Below are 3,751 nucleotides of genomic sequence, written 5' to 3'. Positions count from 1 at the left end.
ATCACTGCGATCAGGGAATCAGAACAAGCCGGTCAATGCAAACCCGCGACTCCGATTAAGGAAAAACCGCTCTAGCTCTCGATTATCGGGTAGAGGCATTGGTGATTACCTGCCCAGGATGACCGATACGAACAAAGCGCCGAAGCTTCTGTCGGGAGGCAATCCGCAGATCGCCAAAGGCTACGGCGACGAACCCGTCCACGCCTACATCGCGGCCATGCCGGGGTGGAAAAAAGCTGTCGGCAAGCGCATAGACGACATCATCGGGCGAGCCGTTTCCGGTGTCCGCAAGGCCGTCAAGTGGAACTCGCCTTTCTATTGTGTCGAGGATGACTACTGGTTCCTCAGCTTCCACTGCTTTGCGAAGTACGTGAAGGTGACATCCTTCCGCCGCACCTCCCTCCGCCCAGTACCATCGGGCAAGTCGAAGCATCCAGAAGTCCGCTATCTCGACATTTACGAAGGGCAGTTCGATGAGGCGCAGTTCATCGAATGGGTGAAGCAAGCCGGCCAGATGCCCGGCGAGAAGATGTGACTTTCGTGTCGACCCGACGACTTCCGAGACTGGGAGCTACCCGCGCTCGGCACGCTGCCAGCCTCAACCGCGAGACTGACAGCTTCTAAAATGCCAAAGAGGGCCGTTGCATCCCTTCTTTTCTAAGCCGATTGGTCCTTACTGCCGCGCGTCCAGCAGAGCGTTGATCTGGCTGATCTGGTCGTTCGACAATTCAGCGAGGTTGAAATCTGCCGCCAATTTGGCTTGCGCGTCGTCCAGAGCCTGCTCTTGAGCGGTCGGGTCTTGCAGGGTCAACGCTGCTTCGCGGCTCTTTTCATAAGTGGCAATCTTGCCGACTGCCGAATTGGGATTGGCATGCTCACGTGCGGTTGCCGATGCGTGAGCTGCATTCAACGCACCCAGCGAACTGGCGTCAGAATCATCCGCTGATACTGCCGCTGTAGTTTCGTGCGAGACGGATTTGCCATGTGCGTCAGCCGATTTGCCATGATCGGAGGATGATTGACCGTGACTGGAACCACCGTTCCCACCATTACCGTGCCCACCACCGTTACCGTTACCACCGCCTTTGGCATGGGCAGTGCTAACCAAGCTAAATCCGTCGATATGGCCTAGCGATGTACCGCCAGCTACCAAACCAAGACAGGCCAAAGCGGCGAAGTGGGCTTTCAATTTCATCGGAGTTCTCCTGCACGGCCCCCGCTTGATTAAATCGTGCCCGTTTGAGGCAGTTATGTGGCGACTGACAATTAGCGGGATCACTGTCCCTACTGAGCGAACACTGCCGCAGAAGATCGAGTTCGTACTCGTTGAAGTTGCCCTTCAATCCCAGTAGCAGCCGGTCATCACCCTCGTGCGGTGTTTCGACCGCCTCCTGATCAATCAGCACGGTATCGACGACGCGACACACTCTATGAGTTGTCGGCTAAGCGTTATGAGCAAATGTTTCAACTGGTTGATGGGGCGTTGATTGCAAGTTGCGCGGCGAAAGCCCGGATACCCGATCCCAACGGCATGCACCCAGCATGTCGACCCTAACCTCAATCCGGCCTGCAACGATCTGGACCTGTGCGAGCGCTTTTATGCGCGTCGTGGCTTCAGATGAGCACAAGACGTGTATTGCCGCTCCTCACTTCCTTCAGCACGGGAGCCTTTCCTTTTGTGGGCATCTTGCCGCAAGATGGCGCGCGGTCACGCGTTTTGGCGTGCAAGCTCGGACTGGAGAGAGGCAATGACTTTTTTCTATATGCTGTTGGCGTTCCTTGTTGGGCTGGGTGTCGGCTGGTTTCTATGGGGGCGGCGGCTTGGTGAACTCAATGATCTGCGAAGCAATTTGGGCAGCACGCGCAGTGAGCGGGATCGGCTGAAGGCCGACGCGAATCGCCTGGGTGGCGAGTTGGAAGCTTGTGCGAGCGCCCGAGCCGATCTCGAACGCCAACTGAGCGAGGCTAGGGCAAAGCCGTCCCCTGCCGCCTTGATATCGGCTCCGGTGGCTGCCACTTCCCGGCCTTCAACCGCTCCGAAAGGGCCTGCCGCGTCGGCACTTGCCAAACCCGCCAAGGTCAAGGCCGCAAAGATCGGATCCGCCAGACCGAAGGCTGAGAAATCCAACGGCAAAGACAATCTGCGGCGCTTGATCGGCATCGGGCCTGTGAATGAGCGCCGTCTAAACGAACACGGCATCACCACCTTCGCTCAAATTGCCGCCTGGACCACCGCTGACGTCAAGAGCGTGGAGGATTATCTTCAGTTCGACGGGCGCATCAAGCGCGAGCAGTGGGTTCAACAGGCAAAGCTTCTGGCTGCCGGCAATGAGAAGGAATTTGCCCGCCGCTTTCCCACGGCGCGCAGTTCTGGCAACACCTGAAGGCGTTCGGGGGCGTTAACTGATCACGAAAGGGCGGCGCTCCCGAAAGAGCATTGCCTGAAACCGCCCCCGCCGCTCGCCCGAAGGTCCGCCGCGCGCCGTAGGTCGCATCGACTGCGCCGTGATGCCAATAACGCTTTGCGACAGGCTGTTACGGTTGTCCGCGCTGCTTTGGCGCGGATCGCCCGGAAGGCTTCAATCTTACCCGAATGCGCATCGTTCCGCCTTCGGGATGGTCGATTTCGAACTCATTCGTCTTCCGCACGAGGTCACTCAACTTGCGGGAGCCGAAAGTACGCGGGTCGAAGTCGGAGACAAGATTGGCCAATTGATTGCCGACCAAGCCGAGCGGCACCCAGCCGTCCTCGCTTTCATCTGGGCGATCACTCTTTTGATGATCGCCGCCGCCGCGCTTGGTGGCTGGAGAGGCGTGGCCGGTTGAGCCGCATCGGTCTCATTTGCCGGGGCGGTTGCCAGCAGGTTCTCCGTATAGACGAACCGACGGCACGCCTGCCGGAAACTCTCGGGGGTCTTTTGCTCGCCGAAGCCATACACATCGACGCCCTGTTCGCGAATGCGGGCGGCGAGCCGAGTAAAGTCACTGTCCGACGATACCAGACAGAACCCGTCGAAGCGACCGCTGTGCTGAAGGTCCATCGCGTCGATGATCAGCGTGATGTCGGAGGCGTTCTTGCCTGTGGTGTAGGCGAATTGCTGTTGCGGGATGATGGCGTGCTTCGACAGGATATCGGCCCAGCCCTTCGAGCGGGCTCTGGAGAAATCCCCATAGATACGCCGAACGCTGGCTTCCCCGATCTTGGCGATTTCCTCGAACAGTCCATCGGCAATCTTGGCCGAGGCATTGTCGGCGTCGATCAGGACGGCAAGGCGGGGGATCGATGTTCGTTTGGCATGGAGGGCTTTCGTTCATTTCGCCTGTGAGGAATGCTACCACAACACTATCGTCGCGTTGGGCGCAAAGGCACGCTAAGCATCTCGATGTCTGACTGAAATTTGGCATTCATCAAGATGATGGGAGACCGGCACAAGGCACGGGCGGCTTCTTCTCCCGGGTCTTTGGATTTCTTCACCCTGGCCGATCTAACCGGCCCGCTTCGTGCTCTTGCAATCATGTTTTATTCTTGCCAGCTCAATCCGCTTCGATTCGATGCGGTCGGCAGCCGCGAGCAGTATGTCCACTACCTCGGCTTTTGTCCGGCTAGCGGGGTGAGCGGCAATTGCTCGCAGATCTTCAACGATTGTTGGCATTATCTCTCCTGCATTTTTTGGCTCGTTGTATGCGAATTCCTCGACCGTACGCAACTTCTCCCATTCATCGGGTATTCCTCAAGCCTTCTGCATGGCGC

At 58.0% G+C, this 3,751-nt stretch carries 4 protein-coding genes and 1 pseudogene; 3 read left to right on the top strand and 2 right to left on the bottom strand.

The window, feature by feature from the left end:
• The first annotated feature begins 118 nt into the window (after positions 1–118).
• On the top strand, positions 119–535 hold the full coding sequence (locus tag ACX3P1_RS27730) for a DUF1801 domain-containing protein (protein WP_459082961.1): 417 nt from the start codon (positions 119–121) through the stop codon (positions 533–535).
• A 138-nt stretch (positions 536–673) separates the two neighbouring features.
• Here ACX3P1_RS27730 and ACX3P1_RS27725 read toward each other — a convergent pair whose 3' ends face one another.
• A complete protein-coding gene (locus ACX3P1_RS27725) occupies positions 674–1,195 on the bottom strand; it encodes a Holotricin-3 precursor (RefSeq protein ID WP_459082959.1) in 522 nt (173 codons plus the stop codon).
• 436 nt (positions 1,196–1,631) lie between these two features.
• On the opposite strand from ACX3P1_RS27725, the gene ACX3P1_RS27720 reads away from it, so the two are divergent.
• Complete coding sequence (locus tag ACX3P1_RS27720) at positions 1,632–2,384, top strand: proton-conducting membrane transporter (RefSeq protein WP_459082957.1); 753 nt, start codon at positions 1,632–1,634, stop codon at positions 2,382–2,384.
• Between the two features lie 151 nt (positions 2,385–2,535).
• Here ACX3P1_RS27720 and ACX3P1_RS27715 read toward each other — a convergent pair.
• Positions 2,536–3,298 (bottom strand): annotated as a pseudogene (locus ACX3P1_RS27715) (NYN domain-containing protein).
• A 100-nt stretch (positions 3,299–3,398) separates the two neighbouring features.
• Between ACX3P1_RS27715 and ACX3P1_RS27710 the strand changes: the two are divergent.
• The coding region (locus tag ACX3P1_RS27710; protein WP_459082955.1) for a hypothetical protein at positions 3,399–3,751 on the top strand (353 nt) is incomplete at its 3' end.

The organism is Mesorhizobium sp. A623 (assembly GCF_054489405.1).
This window is presented reverse-complemented; position numbering and strand designations above follow the sequence as displayed.